Origin of the sequence: Xanthomonas sp. GPE 39 (assembly GCF_000963005.1) — a bacterium.
Lineage (GTDB): Bacteria > Pseudomonadota > Gammaproteobacteria > Xanthomonadales > Xanthomonadaceae > Xanthomonas_A.
The window spans coordinates 3,114,958-3,130,530 of the sequence record NZ_JZHZ01000007.1 but is presented as its reverse complement, the minus strand read 5'-3'; the positions used below and the strand labels follow the sequence as shown (position 1 = coordinate 3,130,530).

At 65.3% G+C, this 15,573-nt stretch carries 11 protein-coding genes, 1 other RNA gene and 2 pseudogenes; 11 read left to right on the top strand and 3 right to left on the bottom strand.

Annotation, left to right across the window (positions count from 1 at the left end):
- Positions 1-176 precede the first annotated feature (176 nt).
- The 3 genes and pseudogenes from XALGPE39_RS13120 to XALGPE39_RS13110 all read right to left on the bottom strand — a co-directional run.
- Positions 177-1,562, bottom strand: coding sequence for an FAD-linked oxidase C-terminal domain-containing protein (locus XALGPE39_RS13120; protein WP_045728560.1), 1,386 nt, complete (start codon positions 1,560-1,562; stop codon positions 177-179).
- A gap of 156 nt (positions 1,563-1,718) precedes the next feature.
- On the bottom strand, positions 1,719-2,087 hold the full coding sequence (locus XALGPE39_RS13115) for a YraN family protein (protein ID WP_045728559.1): 369 nt from the start codon (positions 2,085-2,087) through the stop codon (positions 1,719-1,721).
- Positions 2,077-3,132, bottom strand: a pseudogene (locus tag XALGPE39_RS13110) (penicillin-binding protein activator); the annotation flags it as partial. The pseudogene XALGPE39_RS13110 and the gene XALGPE39_RS13115, both read right to left, overlap by 11 nt.
- 248 nt (positions 3,133-3,380) lie before the next feature.
- Between XALGPE39_RS13110 and rsmI the strand changes: the two are divergent.
- From rsmI to murG, 11 genes and pseudogenes are all read left to right on the top strand, one after another.
- Positions 3,381-4,205 carry a 16S rRNA (cytidine(1402)-2'-O)-methyltransferase gene (rsmI, locus tag XALGPE39_RS13105; RefSeq protein WP_045728557.1) on the top strand — a complete coding sequence of 275 codons (825 nt, stop codon included), beginning with the start codon at positions 3,381-3,383 and terminating at the stop codon, positions 4,203-4,205.
- Between the two features lie 82 nt (positions 4,206-4,287).
- Positions 4,288-4,731: RNase P RNA component class A (gene rnpB / locus XALGPE39_RS14945), an RNA gene on the top strand.
- Positions 4,732-5,356: 625 nt separating this feature from the next.
- Positions 5,357-5,812: a division/cell wall cluster transcriptional repressor MraZ gene (locus tag XALGPE39_RS13100; protein WP_152624975.1), complete on the top strand. Its 456-nt coding sequence runs from the start codon at positions 5,357-5,359 to the stop codon at positions 5,810-5,812.
- A gap of 14 nt (positions 5,813-5,826) precedes the next feature.
- Complete coding sequence (rsmH, locus tag XALGPE39_RS13095; RefSeq protein ID WP_045728555.1) at positions 5,827-6,828, top strand: 16S rRNA (cytosine(1402)-N(4))-methyltransferase RsmH; 1,002 nt, start codon at positions 5,827-5,829, stop codon at positions 6,826-6,828.
- Positions 6,825-7,088, top strand: coding sequence for a cell division protein FtsL (gene ftsL, locus XALGPE39_RS13090; protein WP_045728554.1), 264 nt, complete (start codon positions 6,825-6,827; stop codon positions 7,086-7,088). The genes rsmH and ftsL overlap by 4 nt, the downstream gene beginning before the upstream one ends.
- Positions 7,085-8,950, top strand: a complete 1,866-nt coding sequence (locus XALGPE39_RS13085; protein WP_045728553.1) for a penicillin-binding transpeptidase domain-containing protein — start codon at positions 7,085-7,087, stop codon at positions 8,948-8,950. Before ftsL ends, XALGPE39_RS13085 begins: the two co-directional genes overlap by 4 nt.
- 8 nt (positions 8,951-8,958) lie before the next feature.
- Positions 8,959-10,431, top strand: coding sequence for a UDP-N-acetylmuramoyl-L-alanyl-D-glutamate--2,6-diaminopimelate ligase (locus tag XALGPE39_RS13080; protein WP_200893925.1), 1,473 nt, complete (start codon positions 8,959-8,961; stop codon positions 10,429-10,431).
- Positions 10,428-11,963 carry a UDP-N-acetylmuramoyl-tripeptide--D-alanyl-D-alanine ligase gene (gene murF / locus XALGPE39_RS13075; RefSeq protein ID WP_045728551.1) on the top strand — a complete coding sequence of 512 codons (1,536 nt, stop codon included), beginning with the start codon at positions 10,428-10,430 and terminating at the stop codon, positions 11,961-11,963. Before XALGPE39_RS13080 ends, murF begins: the two co-directional genes overlap by 4 nt.
- A complete protein-coding gene (gene mraY, locus XALGPE39_RS13070; RefSeq protein WP_045728550.1) occupies positions 11,953-13,038 on the top strand; it encodes a phospho-N-acetylmuramoyl-pentapeptide-transferase in 1,086 nt (361 codons plus the stop codon). The genes murF and mraY overlap by 11 nt, the downstream gene beginning before the upstream one ends.
- The gene (ftsW, locus tag XALGPE39_RS13065) at positions 13,038-14,360 is read left to right on the top strand and encodes a putative lipid II flippase FtsW (protein ID WP_045728549.1); all 1,323 of its coding nucleotides are present in this window, start codon (positions 13,038-13,040) and stop codon (positions 14,358-14,360) included. Before mraY ends, ftsW begins: the two co-directional genes overlap by 1 nt.
- Positions 14,357-15,451 (top strand): annotated as a pseudogene (gene murG / locus XALGPE39_RS13060) (undecaprenyldiphospho-muramoylpentapeptide beta-N-acetylglucosaminyltransferase); the annotation flags it as partial. The gene ftsW and the pseudogene murG, both read left to right, overlap by 4 nt.
- Positions 15,452-15,573 lie beyond the last annotated feature (122 nt).

Here is a 15,573-nt window from a genome sequence, read left to right as displayed (position 1 = left end):
AACCCACGCGCACGGCGGCTCCTGCGCGCTGTCCGCGCCCAATCGATAGCGATGCGCGAGGCTTTGTTATCCACTCTTAGTCGCCAGGTGGTGTGGAAGTAAGCTGTACTGCGCACAGATATTTATCGCTGCCTCGCACACCGCTCAAACATTGCATTGCATTGCATTGCATCGCATCAGCGATCCGGCAACACCTTCCCTGGGTTGAGAATGCCGTCGGGGTCCAGGGCGCGCTTGATCGCACGCATCGCATCCAGGGTCGCCGTGTCGAAAGCCTGGGTCATGTAGTCGCGCTTAGCAACGCCGATGCCGTGCTCGCCTGAGAGCGTACCTTCCAGAGCCAGCACCAGCCCAAACAGGCGTGGCAGCGCGGCCTGCGCGCGGGCGCTTTCGTCGGTGTCGTCGGGTGCGTACATGATGTTGACGTGCAAGTTGCCGTTGCCGGCATGGCCGAAGGCGACGATCGGCAGTGCGAATTCCGCTGCCAACGCCTCCACGCCGGCGACCAGATCGGGAATGCGCGATACCGGCACCACCACGTCTTCGTTGATCTTGCCCGCACGGATTGTGCGCAGTGCTGGGGAGAGGGCGCGTCGCGCCGCCCACAGCCGGTCGCGTGCGCTGCCGTCGGCGGCCACATCCAGTGCCATCATGCCATCGCCCTCGGCGGCAGCGGCCAGCGCCTGCAATGCGTAGGGCAGGGTGTCGTGGTCGCCGTCGGCCTCGATCAGCAACATCGCGCCGGCCTCGGGCACGTCGCTGCCGTTCTGACGTAATAGGGCGATGGCGCTGCGGTCCATGAATTCCAGCATCGTCGGTGTGCTCGGCTGCGCCATCAGCCGCGACACGCCCGCCGCCGCGCTGGTGGCGTCGCGGTATAGGACGCGCAGGCCGGCCTGCGCCAATGGCCGTGGCGAGAGTTTCAGGGTCGCTTCCACGATCAGCGCCAGCGTGCCTTCGCTGCCAACCAGTAAGTGGGTCAGGTCGTAGCCGGTGGCATCCTTTGTGTATGCGCCGCCGCAGCGGATCAATTCGCCGCTGCCGGTGACGGCGACCAGGCCGAGCACGTTGTCGCGGGTGGCGCCGTATTTCACCGCGCGTGGTCCGCCGGCGTTGGTCGAGAGATTGCCACCGACGCTGCAGATCTCCGCACTGGAAGGGTCCGGTGGCCAGAACAGGCCGTGCGGTGCGAGCGCTTGTTGCAGGTCGCCGTTGAGCACGCCGGGTTCGACCACTGCGCAGCGGTCCTGCGGACGCAACTGCACGATGTGGTTCATGCGCGCGAACGACAGCACTACGCCGCCGGCGAACGGCACCGCCGCGCCAGCGGTGCCGGTGCCGGCCCCGCGTGCCACCAGCGGCACGCGATGGGCGCGACAGGCGCGCACGATCGCCTGAACCTGTGCGCGGGTCTGCGGCAGCGCGACCGCGTCGGCCAGCGCCCAGCGCCGCGAATCGTCCTCGCCGTAGTTGCGGCGACTGGTGGCGTCGGTGCGCCAGCCTTCGTCACCGAGCAGGGCGGCGAGCGTATCGGTCAAGGTGGCAGGCAGTGACGTGGTCATGGCAGTGACGGCGCAGAAGAGGAGCGGGGCGGCGGCAGTCGTTTCCAGGCGAGGATTGCCAGCCTCAGGGGCTGCCACACTCGGCGCTGTGCTGGCACAAGCGCGGCGGTCTTGAGCGCCAACGGAACCGCCGTGTGCGGGAAGAGGCCGAGCATGTCAGACATCGTCGGCGCGGAAGGCGTCGCGCAGCCAGGTCAGCCGTGGCGGCTCGCCCTCGGCCTCGACCACGTCGAAGCGGCACGGCCATGTCGCGTACTGCGGATGTGCGGCGAGGAATAACTGCGCAGCCAATAACAAGCGGCGGCGTTTACGCAGATCGACCGAGGCCGCGCCGCCGCCGAACGCGGCGTTGCGTCGGTAACGCACTTCGACGAACACCAGGCCCTGTTCCTGCTGCATCACCAAGTCCAACTCGCCGCCACGGAAGGCCACGTTCGCCGCGACCAGGCGCAAGCCGGCACGTTGCAGTTCGGCCCGTGCCGCCGCTTCTACCGCCTTACCGCGCTGGCGCCGATCAGGTTCCATCAGGTAGCGGAGTGGCCTGTCCACCGCTGAAGGTGGACCAGGCCGGGGTACGCAGGATGTTGCCGAGACCGTCCAGATGCAGCACGCCCGTGGCGCCGCGCAAGCTGCTTTCCTTGCCGGTTGCGAGTTTTTCCAGATAGGCGGTGATCTGCCAGGCGTCGTAGCCGAACGCGAACAGGCGCTGGCCCGGGCCGCGTGCGGTCGGCAGCATGTCAGCGACGCTGGTCGCCGCCGGCAGGCCGCCGATGCCGCGCACGTTCCACAGCTCGCTCGGATAGGCGATGCCGTCCAGTACCAGATCGTCCTCGGGTTTGCCGGTACCCAGCACCAGCTGCGAGGTCGCCACCCGGGTCTTGCCAGCGAACCCGGCCAGCGCCAGTTGTGGCGTCAGCGCGCGTGCGGTGTTGCCCTTCACCGCAAGGAAAACCGCGTCGGCGGCGACCGCATTGCGTAGCTGTGGGCCGATATCGCCGGGCGTTTCGGCCACGCTGACGCTGCCGGCGATCTTGCCGCCGCGTTCGCTGAAACGTTCGCGGAACGCGGCCGCCGCGCGGCGACCGTTGTCGTCATTGCTGCCGATCACCAGCGCATTACGACGCTCGTGGGCCAGCAGGTATTCGGCGGCGGCGATGCCGTCGTCTTCCGGCGCCAGCGAGAAGCCGGCGCTGCCACTGGGCGGGGCGCTGCTGCCGCGATTCAGCGCCAGCACCGGCACGGGCAGTGCGCCGCGTCCGAAGAGTGCGGTCACTTCGTCGCGGCCGAGCGGACCGACCACGAAATCGGCGCCGCTGTTGACCGCCTTCTGGTAGGCGGCCAGTGCGCCGGCCGGGGTGCCGGTGGTGTCGATGAAGTCGATTGGTGGCCGTCGCCGGCTCTCGCCGTAGTAGCCGGCGAGCAGCCCGTCGCGCACCGGTGCGGCGGCGATGGCCAGGTTGCCGCTCAGCGGCAGCAACACCGCCAATTTGGCCGGTGGGCGGTAGCCATCGCGTTCGGCCGGTGGCCGCTTGCTGGTGTCCACGCCCCATTGCGCGGCTTGGTTGCGATCGTTGCCGCTCGCACTGGTGGCCTGCGCTGGGGTCTGCTGCGCCGCGTTCCGTGCCTTCGCTGCTGCTTGGTTCGCAGAGGCGCTCGGCGTCACGCTGGTGGTGGCGCAGCCGGCGAACAACAGCGCCAGCAACGACAGGGCGGGAATCCTCGCGAATCGCTTGTTCATTTCTGGTCCATTCGGCTGGGCACGCCGGGCGTGCCGGGGAAAACCGCTACGATTCTACCCTTGACCACGGAACACCGTAGATGAGCGATCAATCCGGAACCCTGCATGTCGTCGCCACGCCGATCGGTAACCTTGCCGACCTGACGCCGCGTGCGCAGGAGGTACTTCGGTCGGTGGCGGCGATCTGTGCCGAGGACACACGCCGCAGCGGGCAGTTACTGGCGCATTTCGGCATCGAACGGCCGTTGCTCGCGCTGCATGAACATAACGAGGAGGCGCTGGCGCAGCGCATTGTCGCGCGCTTGCGCGGCGGCGAGTCGCTGGCTCTGGTCAGCGACGCCGGCACCCCGCTAGTCAGCGACCCCGGTTATCGGCTGGTGCGTGCCGCGCGCGTGGCCGGTGTGCGGGTCAGCCCGGTTCCCGGTGCCTGCGCGGCGATTGCCGCGCTCAGCGTGGCGGGATTGCCCAGTGATCGCTTCGCGTTCGAGGGGTTTTTGCCGGCCAAGGCCGCCGCCCGCCGCGAGCGTCTGGCGCGGCTGGCCGGCGAGGCGCGCACCCTGGTGTTCTACGAGTCTTCGCACCGCATTGCCGAGTCCCTGGCTGACTGCCGCGCCGCGTTCGGTGACGCCCGTCCAGCGGTGATGGCGCGCGAGTTGACCAAGCTGTTCGAGACCGTGCTCGACGGTACCCTGGCCGACCTGCACGCACGAGTGGAGGCCGACGACAACCAGCGCAAGGGCGAGTTCGTGTTGATCGTGCAGGGCGCTGGCGACGATGCCGACGCGCAACTGGCCGAAGGCCGCCGCGTCTACGCCAAGCTCAGCGAACACCTGCCGCCCTCCACCGCCGCCAAGCTGGCCGCCGAACTCACCGGCGCGGCGCGCAAGGCGTTGTATGGCGGATGAGGTGGGCCTGCCAGTGCGCAGGGTTGTCCATATATGCGCAAGAGGCGCATCGTGTTTGCCGACATGCGACAATACGCACGGCGGAGTCGGCCAGACAGTCGCGTCATTCCAGCGCATTTCGGTGCGGTGGGGTGCCGAGGAAAGTCCGGGCTCCACAGGGCAAGGTGCCAGGTAACGCCTGGGCGGCGCGAGCCGACGGAAAGTGCAACAGAAAGATACCGCCTACGTCCCTCGCCACCCCGCTGCCGCTGCTGGAGTGTATTGGCGATGCGCCGCATCGGCCAAGCGCGTTCGGCGACGGCAGCGGGGTGGCGAGGGGCCGGTAAGGGTGAAATGGTGCGGTAAGAGCGCACCGCGAGTCCGGTAACGGACCGGCACGGCAAACCCCACCTGGAGCAAGACCAAATAGGGACCTCATGGCGCGGCCCGCGTCGGGTCCGGGTAGGTTGCTCGAGCGTATCGGTGACGGTGCGCCTAGAAGAATGACTGTCCACGACAGAACCCGGCTTATCGGCCGGCTCCGCCACTTCCTCTCTTTTATCTGAGTCGCCGTCCCGGCCGCATGCCGCTCTCGGGCGTGGCGGCTTTTCGGATCGCCGGCTCATGCCTGCTGGGCGTGGTTGTTCTTTCCCGTCCGTCCTGCGAAATCTCCTGTCCAGCCCGAACCGACGCGCGTGGTTGCCAGCCGTTGGCGCGACCAGGGCGTTCACGCAGATGACGTGACCCTGGCTGTGTTCGCCCTAGAGGCGCATGCGCCACGCGAGTTGCTGCCGTCCCCTGGAGTGCGTGAACCATCAGGCCCATGCGGTCGAGTGCGCGGCCTTTGCGCAGTACGGCAGGAGTGGGCGATCCGCGATGACAGTTCTTCGTGGCGGTCTTAACGCGGCGTGCACAATGCTTTAACGCCACGTACACAGGGCTGAATTTTCGTTCAATATTAAAATTTCATCAGAAACAGTAACTTGTGGATAAGCCTTGAACAATTCTCTAAAGAGTGGCGCAAATCATTGATCCCGCAGGTGATTTGTTGTTCTGGAAGTTGTTGACAACCGGTCGCGCGCTGCTAAGGTGGGGACTTGGGGGGAAACCGGGTTTTTTGTGGTTTTTCATGGTTCAATGACCGCTCCAAGCGGAATCAAAAAGAAGAAGGTATAGGCGCTGTGTTTCAGGGCGAGACCGCGATCACTGTTGACGACAAGGGGCGTATGGCGGTTCCCACCGCATACCGCGACCTTGTTGCGCGCATGAGCGGCAATCGGCTGGTGCTGACCTACAACCCCTTCGAGGCCGGATGCCTGTGGCTGTATGCGGAAAAGGAGTGGGAGCGGGTCCGTGACGAGGTCATGGCCAAGCCCAATACCCAGCGCGTGGTGCGGGTCCTGCAGCAAAAGCTGGTGGGTTCATCCGCGGCGCTTGAGCTGGATGCCAATGCCCGTATCACCGTTCCGCCGAGCCATCGCGCTGCGGTGGGCATTGAAAAGCGCGCCGTGCTGTTGGGCATGGGCGATAAGTTCGAATTGTGGAGCGAGCAGGCTCATCGCGCATTGATCCATCAGACCTTGTCTGACGAGGATCTGGGCGATGGATTGCTCGATCTGAAGTTGTGAGTCGGGGTGTCCGGGTGCGCGGACAGGCGCAGGCCGGTCACCTCGCGGTGTCGCAATCATCGGCAGCGCATGTGCCGGTGTTGTTCGCGCAGGTCATGGACGGGCTGCAGGTGATCGAAAACGGAATCTATCTGGATGGCACGTTCGGGCGTGGAGGACACGCGCGCGGAGTGCTGCACAAACTCGGCCCAGGAGGCCGGCTGCTGGTGATGGACAAGGATCCCGAGGCGATTGCCGAAGCCGAACATGCGTTCGGCGACGACGCTCGCGTGTCCATCCGTCGCGGCAGTTTCGCCGAGTTGGGGCATTGGGATGTGGCAGCCGACCTGGACGGGGTGCTGTTCGACCTGGGTGTGTCCTCGCCGCAGTTGGATGTGGCCGAGCGCGGTTTCTCGTTCGGCAAGGACGGTCCGCTGGATATGCGCATGGATCCGCACGCGGGCGAGAGCGCGGCGCAGTGGCTGGCGCGCGCCGACGAGCGCGAGATCGCCGATGTGCTGTGGAATTACGGTGAGGAGCGGCAGAGCCGGCGCATCGCCCGTGCCATCGTCGCGCGTCGTGTCGAGCTGCCGTTGACCCGCACCGCGCAATTGGCCGAGTTGATCGCCACAGTGATGCCGCGTGGCGATAGCAAGACGCATCCTGCCACGCGCAGCTTCCAGGCGATCCGCATCCACATCAATCGCGAATTGGCCGATCTGGAGAGCGGGCTGGACGCGGCGCTGGCCAGGCTCAAGCCGGGCGGGCGTCTGGCCGTGATCAGCTTCCATTCGCTGGAAGACCGCATCGTCAAACACTTCATGCAGCGTCACGCCAAGGCGCCGCCGAGCAACCGGCGTCTGCCCGAGGCGCAGGCGTTTGTGCCAGTCCTGCGTTTGCACGGCGGCGCGATCAAGGCCGATGCCGATGAACTTGCTGGCAACCCGCGTGCGCGTAGCGCCGTGCTGCGGGTGGCGGAGAAACTGGCGCAGTTCGAGGCGCATGTCCCGGCGTCGCTGCACCGGAGTGGTACATGAGCCGCCTGCTGCTGATCGTGCTGCTGAGCTGCACCATCGCCTCGGCGATTGGGGTGGTGTACATGCGCCATCGGCATCGCCAATTGTTCGTCGAACTGGCGCAGTTGGAGCACGCCCGCGACGATTTGAATATCGAGTTCGGCCGGTTGCAGCTTGAGCAGGCGACCTGGGCCGAGAGCAACCGTGTCGATCAGCTCGCGCGTGAGCGCTTGGGGATGAAGTTCCCCGAAACCGGCGACATCGTGGTGGTGCGCCCATGAGCAAGGCCGGCCGCAACCGTTCCCGCAGCAACTTCAACCTGCGCGGCCGTCTGGCGCTGGTCGGTGCTGCGCTGGGGTTGTGCTCGATGACGCTGATCGGTCGTGCCGCTTATGTGCAGTTGATCAATACCGATTTCTATCAACGTCAGGGCGAGGCGCGGTTTTTGCGCGACCTGCCGATTGCGACTTCACGCGGCATGATCACCGACCGCAATGGCGAACCGCTGGCGGTGTCCACGCCGGTGGAATCGATTTGGGTCAATCCGCAGGAACTGCTACGTAATCCCGACCGCATCCCGCAGCTGGCACAGGCGTTGGAGCTGCCCGTCGATGAGTTGACCGTCAAGCTGTCGCAGAAGGTGGACAAGGAGTTCATCTACATCAAGCGTCGGATCAACCCGGACAAAGCGCATGCGGTGATTGCGTTGGGCATTCCGGGTGTGTTTTCGCAGCGCGAGTTCCGCCGCTTCTACCCGCAGGGCGAAGCGATGGCGCACGTGCTGGGCTTCACCAACATCGATGATCGCGGCCAGGAGGGGCTGGAGCTGGCCTTCGATGAGTGGTTGCGTGGTAAGCCCGGTGCCAAGCGCGTGATTCGTGACCGCAAGGGCGCGATCGTGGAGAGCATCGATCTGGTCAAGCCGGCGCAACCTGGCAAGGACCTGACCCTCAGCATCGACCGCCGTATCCAGTTCCTGGCGTACAAGGAATTGCGTAAAGCGCTGGTGGAAAACAAGGCGGCCGGTGGCTCCATCGTGATCATGGATGTGGTCACGGGCGAGATCCTGGCCATGGTCAATCTGCCGACCTACAACCCGAATGCCGTTACCGGCGTCAATCCGGACGCGCGTCGCAACCGTGCGCTCACCGATATCGTCGAGCCGGGCTCGACAATGAAGCCGCTGACCATCTCCACCGCGCTCAAGGCCGGTGTGGTCACCAAGGACACCTTGATCGACACCAACCCGGGCTACATGGCGGTCGGTCGCTTCACCATCAAAGACGTACCGCACAACAACGGCGTGTTGACCGTGACCGGCGTGATTACCCGCAGTTCCAACATCGGCGCGGCGAAGATTGCAGCCAAGCTGCCGGACCAGACCTTCTACGATCAGATTCACAGCTACGGATACGGCAGTGCACCGCACAGCGGTTTCCCTGGCGAATCGGCCGGTGTGTTGCCGTCGCCAGCGCGCTGGAGTGGTTCGTCCAAGACCACGATGGCGTATGGCTACGGCCTGTCGGTGACGCCGTTGCAGATTGCACGCGCCTATTGCGCGCTCGGCAACGGCGGCAGGTTGGTGACGCCGACCTTCGTCAAGGGCCAGCACGAGGAAACCAAGCAAGTGCTGGACCCGGCCATCGCCAAGGAAGTGGTGGCGATGATGGAGACGGTGGTGACTCAGGGCGGCGCCAAAGGTGCGGCGATTCTGGGCTATCACGTTGCCGGCAAGACCGGCACCGCACGCAAGACCGGCCCAGGTGGCTACGAGCGCGGTCACTACAACGCACTGTTCGCGGGCCTGGTGCCGGCGAGCCATCCGCGCTTTGCGACGGTCATCGTGATCAACGATCCACAGGGCACCAAGTACTACGGCGGTCTGGTGTCGGCGCCGGTGTTCCATAACGTGATGGAAGGTGCGCTGCGGCTGATGGACGTGCCGCCGGACGACATTCAATCGTGGCTGGCGGCGCAGGCCGCCGGCAAGAGTGGGCATGCGCCGCCGCCGGTGCCGACCGAGCCAGACCCGGCCACGGTGCCGGACGCCGCCGCCGAGGTCGATGCCGCACTGCCGAGTGTGCGTGCCACCGCGCCGACGTCGGCCGCGCTACCGACGCCGTTGCAGGAGACGCACCAGTGACCCGCACGCTGGCTTTGTCGCAATTGCTGCCGGACGTGGCGCTGCCGCGCGAGGTGCAGGTGTCCGGGCTGGTGATGGATAGTCGTGCGGTGCGTCCAGGCGATGTCTTTGTGGCGATTGCCGGTTTCGGCGCGCACGGGTTGAGTTTTGTGGAGCAGGCGCGCGCCAATGGCGCCGTGGCGATTCTGTTCGAGCCACCGGCTCCGGCTGATCTGGCGGTGCCGGCAGATGCCATCGCGGTGCCGGGCTTGCGCGCGCGCATGGGCGCGATGGCCGATCAACTGCACGGCTATCCGTCGCAGGCGATGACCATGGTCGGCGTCACCGGCACCAACGGTAAGACCTCAACCGTGCAACTGCTGACGCAGGCCTGGGATTTGCTGGGCACCTGCAGTGGCAGCATCGGCACGCTCGGTGCTGGCCTGTACGGACGCGTGTTGCCGACCGGCTTCACGACCCCGTTGGTGCTGCCGTTGCACGCGCTGCTGGCGCAGTTGCGCGATGCCGGTGCGCAAGCGGTGGCGATGGAAGTCAGTTCGCACGCGCTGGATCAAGGTCGCGTGGACGCGGTGCATTTCGACGTGGCGGTGTTCACCAACCTCACCCGCGACCATCTCGATTACCACGGCGACATGGCCGCTTATGGGGCGGCCAAGGCGCGCTTGTTCGCCATGCCGGGGTTGAAGGCGGCGGTCGTGAACCTGGACGATGCGTTTGGTCGCGAACTGCTGCATGCGCTGGATCCGGCGTTGCGGCGCATTGGCGTCAGTGCGCGTGGTCGCGATGATGCGATGGTGCGCGCCGAGGCGCTGCAATTGGATGCGCGCGGCATCGGTTTCGAGCTGATCGTCGGCACGCAGCGACATGCGCTGCAATCCCCCTTGCTGGGCCGTTTCAACGTGGACAACCTGCTGGCCGTGGCCGGCGTGCTGTACGCGCTGGACGTGCCACCGATCAGCATTGCCGGCACGCTGGCGCAATTGCAGCCGATCCGTGGGCGCATGAACCGTCTCGGCGGTCGCGACGCGCAACCGCTGGTGGTCGTGGATTACGCGCATACGCCCGACGCGCTGGAACAGGCACTGCAAAGCTTGCGAGATCATGCCAAAGGGCGGTTGTTGTGCGTGTTCGGCTGCGGTGGCGAACGCGATGCGGGCAAACGTCCGCAGATGGCGGCGATCGCGCAGCGTCTGGCCGATGATGTGTTCGTCACCGACGACAATCCGCGTGGCGAGGATGGCGAGCGCATCGTTGCCGATATTTTGGCCGGTTTCGACAGCATGGCGATGGTGCAGGTACAGCGCGAGCGTGCGCAGGCGATTGCCGCGGCGATCGCCATGGCTGGTGCCGAAGACATCGTGCTGATTGCTGGCAAGGGCCATGAGCCGTATCAGGAGATCGTTGGGATCAAACATCCCTTTGACGATGCCGAGGTTGCCGCCCAGGCCCTACGCAGACGCGTGGCGGAGGTGGTTCGATGAAGCGCTTGCCGTTGTCGATGATTGCGCACTGGGCCGGCGCCGACCTGCATGGCGATGACGTGGCAATCGATGCGATCAGCCAAGATACCCGTCGTCTGGCTGCCGGCAGCTTGTACGTGGCGCTGCGCGGGGAGCGTTTCGATGGACACAGCTTTGCCGCCGATGCCGCCATGCGCGGTGCCAGCGCGCTGCTGGTCGAGCGGCGGCTGCCGCACATCGAACTGCCGCAAATCGTCGCTGCCGACACGCAATTGGCCTTGGCGCGGATCGCGGCGGGCATGCAGCGCGGTCGCGCCACGCGGGTGGCCGCGATCACCGGCAGCAACGGCAAGACCAGCGTCAAGGCGTTGTTGCTGGCGATCCTGCAGCACGCCTGCCGGCTCGATGGCGGCAGCGTCTACGCCAATCCAGGTAATCACAATAACGAAATCGGCCTGCCGCTGGCGGTGATCGCCGCGCCAGACGAAGCTGATTACGCAGTCTATGAGATGGGTGCCGGTAAACCGGGCGATATTGCCTATCTGACCGACATCGCGCCGCCGCACGTGTCGCTGGTCAATAACATTGCGCCTGCACATCTGGAGCGCATGGGCAGCTTACTCGGTGTGGCGCAGACCAAGGGCGCGATCTACACCGCATTGCCGGCCGATGGGACGGCGGTGATCAACATCGACGATGCCTTCGGTCTGTGGTTCGAGCAACAGCTATCGGCCACCTCGCGGCCGCGCGTGTTGCGCTTTGGCTTGCAGCACGGTGCGCAAGTCACCGCCACGCGCATACGCATGGCCGCAGACCGGACTCAGTTCGTGCTGCTGACGCCGCAGGGCGAGGCCGAGGCCACGCTGCCGCTAGCGGGACGGCATAACTTGCTCAACGCACTGGCTGCGGCGGCGCTGGCACTGGCGTTGGACGTGGCGCCAGCACGGATCGCCGCTGGTCTGGCGCAAGTGCAGCCGGTACCCGGCCGGCAGATTTCGCACACCTTGCCCAGTGGCGTGGTGCTGATCGACGACAGCTACAACGCCAATCCCGGTTCGCTGGCGGCGGCGATTGACGCGCTGGCAGCGGTTGGCGGCGAGCGCTGGTTGGTGTTGGGCGACATGCGCGAACTCGGCGCCGGCGCCGAAGCGCTGCATGCCAGCGGCGGTTCCCGCGCACGCGCTGCTGGTCTGACCCGGCTGTACACCTTGGGGCCGCTCAGTGCGCATGCCGCGCAGGCGTTCGGCGAGAACGCTCGGGTGTTCGACAGTCATGCGGCGCTGGTCGAGGCATTGCAGCGGGATCTGGCGGCAGTGGTCGCCATCGGCACCGGTGAATTGGGGGCCGCGACCGACGCAGCGCCACATCAAGAGCAGGAAACAGAATCGATGTACGAGAACACCGGCGCGCCGACCGTTGGCGCGCTTCCACTGGTCCCGGGTCCCGGGTCCCGGATCCCGACGCTGCTCGTCAAAGGCTCCCGTGGCAGTGCCATGGATAAAGTCGTGAGCGCGTTGCTTGGTCACGCAGAGGAGGCGCCGCATGCTGCTTGAACTGGCGCGTTGGCTGCGACAACTCGATAGCATTTTCGGGTTGTTCGGTTATCTCACTTTCCGCGGCATTCTCGCGGCGCTGACCTCGCTGTTCCTATCGCTGTGGCTGGGACCGGCGGTGATCCGCAAGTTGGCGCAGTTCAAGGGCGGTCAGCCGATCCGCCAGGACGGCCCGCAAAGCCATTTCTCCAAGGCCGGCACGCCGACCATGGGCGGTTCGCTCATTCTGCTGACGGTGTTGCTGTCGGTGCTGTTATGGGGTGATCTGCGCAATCGCTACGTGTGGCTGGTGTTGGCGGTGATGCTGTGCTTCGGCGTGATCGGTTGGTACGACGATTGGATCAAGATCGTGCGCCGCGACCCGAACGGGTTGAAGTCGCGCTGGAAATACCTGTTGCAGTCGATCTTCGGTCTTGCCGCGGGTCTGTTCCTGTACTACACCGCCGACGTGCCGGCGGCGATCACTTTCTACATCCCGATGTTCAAGTCGATCGCGCTGCCGCTGGCGGGGATCAGCTTCGTCACCATCGCCTATTTGTGGATCGTCGGTTTTTCCAATGCGGTCAATCTCACCGACGGCCTGGATGGGTTGGCGATCATGCCCACGGTGTTCGTGGCTTGCGCATTGGGTGTGTTCGCGTATGCCTCGGGCAATGTGGTGTTCTCCGATTATTTGAAGATTCCCACCATTCCCGGTGCCGGCGAGCTCATCATTATCTGCGCGGCGATTGCTGGCGCGGGCCTGGGCTTTTTGTGGTTCAACACCTATCCGGCGATGGTGTTCATGGGCGATATCGGCGCGCTGGCGCTGGGCGCCGTGCTGGGCACCATCGCGGTGATCGTGCGTCAGGAATTGGTGCTGGTGATCATGGGCGGTGTATTCGTCATCGAGACGCTGTCGGTGATGATCCAGGTGGCCTCATTCAAGCTCACCGGCAAGCGCGTGTTCCGCATGGCGCCGATCCATCATCACTTTGAGTTGAAAGGTTGGCCGGAACCACGGGTGATCGTGCGCTTCTGGATCATCTCGGTGGTGCTGGTATTGATTGGTCTGGCGACGTTGAAGGTACGCTGATGAACGACACCGCACGTCAGGCGACAAGATTGGAGGCCATCGGCGGACGCTACGATGCGTGGCTGCTCGGTGCCGCCGTGACGCTGGCGTCGCTCGGCATCGTCATGGTCGGCTCCAGTTCGATCGAGTTGACCACCAGCCCGTTCTACTACTTGAACCGGCATCTGCTGTTCCTCGCCGGTGGTGTTGGCCTGGCCATCTGGGCCATGCGCACCGAGTTGAAGTACATCGAGCACTACAACCAGTTGCTGCTGCTTGCCTGTTTCGGTTTATTGATGGTGGTGTTCGTGCCCGGGCTTGGTAGCACGGTCAATGGCGCGCGGCGCTGGATCAATTTGGGTATCTCGCGCTTTCAGACGGTGGAAGCGGTCAAAGTGCTGTACATCGTGTGGCTGTCCAGCTATTTGGTGCGTTTCCGCGACGAGGTCAATGCCACCTGGCCGGCGATGCTCAAACCCTTGGGCGTGGCGGTGGCGCTGGTCGCGCTGCTGCTGCTGCAGCCGGACTTCGGTTCGTCCACGCTGTTGCTGGCCATTACCGCTGGCATGCTGGTGCTCGGTGGGGTCAACTTGCCGCGCATGTCGATGCCGATTGTGATCGGGTTGCCGGTGTTCGCCTTCATCGCCATCCTCGAACCGTACCGCCTGCGCCGCATTACCTCGTTCTTGGATCCGTGGGCCGACCAGCTCGGCTCTGGTTATCAGTTGTCCAATGCGCTGATGGCGGTGGGACGTGGCGAATGGTTCGGGGTCGGCCTCGGTGCTTCGGTGCAGAAGCTCAACTATTTGCCGGAAGCCAATACCGACTTCATTTTCTCGGTGATCGCCGAGGAGTTGGGGTTCGTCGGTGTGTGCCTGATCGTGGCGCTGTATGCGTTGCTGGTCGGTCGTGCGTTCTGGTTGGGAATGCGCTGTGTGGAGATGAAGCGTCACTTCTCCGGCTACATCGCGTTTGGCATTGGTTTGTGGATCAGCCTGCAGAGCTTCGTTTCGGTCGGGGTCAACCTGGGCATTCTGCCGACCAAGGGGCTGACCTTGCCGCTGATCTCCGCTGGTGGTTCCAGTGTGTTGATGACCAGCCTGGCGATGGGGTTGTTATTGCGCGTGTCCTACGAACTGAACCGTGCTGAGCGTCAGGTCGCGCTGGTACGTGGCGATGCGGCCGCTCCGGTCAAGCAGACTGTGGACAATGCGGCGGACCTGCATGCCGCGCGCGAGGCCAGCGCGCATGCGGTTGCTGCGGCGATTCAGTCCGGTGTGCCGGGGCGCGGTACCAGCCGGATGCAGCCGCGTGTCGAACCGACCTTCGGGAGGTTGGGATGAGCACGCCCGTGTCCGCATCCACGCGTGCAGCGTCGGCCCCGGTGATGATCCTCGCTGGTGGGACCGGCGGGCATATTTTCCCGGCACTGGCCGTGGCCAAGGTGCTGCGTGCGCGTGGCGTGCCGGTGGTGTGGTTGGGCGCGGCTGGACGCATGGAAACGCGGCTGGTGCCACAACATGGGATCGAACTGGACACCATCGAAATCGCCGGCCTGCGCGGCAAAGGTGCCCTGGCCCTGCTGGGCGCGCCGGTGCGGGTGTTGCGTGCGATCCGTGCCGCTGGTGGCGTGCTGCGCCGACGCGCGCCGTGTGCGGTGATCAGTTTCGGCGGTTTCGCCGCTGGCCCGGGTGGTCTAGCTGCGCGTCTGCAGAGGCGGCCACTGTTGGTCCATGAGCAGAACCGTGCCCCTGGCCTGACCAACAAGGTTTTGGCGCGAGTCGCGCGGCGTGTGCTGACCGGTTTCCCAGGTAGCTTCATCAGCCGTGAGGAAGCGGTGGGCAACCCGGTGCGTGCCGAGATTGCCGCGCTGCCCGTGCCGTCGCAGCGCCTGGCCGCGCGCGACGGTGCGCCGCGCTTGTTGGTGCTCGGTGGCAGTCAGGGCGCGCGCGTTCTCAATCAAGCATTGCCGCAGGCGCTGGCTGCGCTGGGGATGCGTGTGGATGTGCGCCATCAATGCGGCGAGGCACTGCGCGAGGAAGCCACGCAGGCGTATGCCGCAGCCGGTGTCGACGCCACTGTTGAGGCTTTCATCGGTGACATGGCGGCGGCCTATGTCTGGGCCGATCTGGTGGTGTGTCGTGCCGGCGCCTCGACCCTGGCCGAAGTCTGCGCGGTGGGAGTCGGCAGCGTGCTGGTGCCGTTCGCCGCCGCGGTCGACGACCACCAAACCCGCAACGCGCAATACCTGGCCGAGCGTGGCGCCGCCGTGCTGTTGAAGCAGGACGACGCCTTGGCCGGCCATCTACAGCGCGTGCTGGGTGAACTGTTGGTGCAGCCTGCGCAGCGCCTGGCCATGGCTGAAGCAGCGCGCCGCCTGGCCAAGCCGGATGCGGCCGAGCGCATCGCGGACATCGTGCTGGAAGAAGCCGGTAGAGCCGGGACGCGGCACCCGGGACCGGGGACGTTGGAAGAGCACACGCAAGAACAAGAACAAGAGCAAAAAAAGATGCACGTAGATGATTTCGGTGGCCAGGCGCGTTGCGCGGCCCCTTC